The sequence below is a fragment of the Methanohalophilus sp. WG1-DM genome (assembly GCF_004104135.1).
Classification (GTDB): domain Archaea; phylum Halobacteriota; class Methanosarcinia; order Methanosarcinales; family Methanosarcinaceae; genus Methanohalophilus; species Methanohalophilus euhalobius.
This window is the reverse complement of sequence record NZ_RRBA01000047.1, coordinates 1-448: the sequence shown is the minus strand read 5'-3', so window position 1 is coordinate 448 and position 448 is coordinate 1. Positions and strand designations below refer to the sequence as shown.

General features: G+C 36.4%; 1 protein-coding gene. It reads left to right on the top strand.

The features are described from left to right. Positions 1-34: 34 nt before the first annotated feature. The coding region (locus tag CI957_RS10400) for a transposase (protein ID WP_277749699.1) at positions 35-448 on the top strand (414 nt) is incomplete at its 3' end.

Below are 448 nucleotides of genomic sequence, written 5' to 3'. Positions count from 1 at the left end.
TTTACAATCGAAGGGAACTTTATCTGCAAAACGTATGTTGAAACATATTGCAGGTAAAGAGAAACGTCTTATGCGAGATGTAAACCACACAATCTCAAAAAAAATTGTGAAATTCGCAGTTGAAAAAGGTGTATCTGTAATAGGTCTGGAAGATTTATCAGGAATACGTGATTCCACGCTTCCCAAAGTTTCTAAAAAGAGAAGGCATAATCACAGTAGTTGGGCTTTCCGCCAATTACAAACATTCATTGAATACAAAGCAAGAGAAGCAGGTATAATCACTCATTATGTTGACCCATCGTATACCTCTCAAACCTGTATTCGATGTAATCATATCTCAAAAAACAATCGTAACAGGTTGTCTTTTAGATGTGAAAAATGTGGTTATGAGAACAATGCCGACCTGATTGGTGCAATGAATATTGAACACAAAACACGGGATTACAGG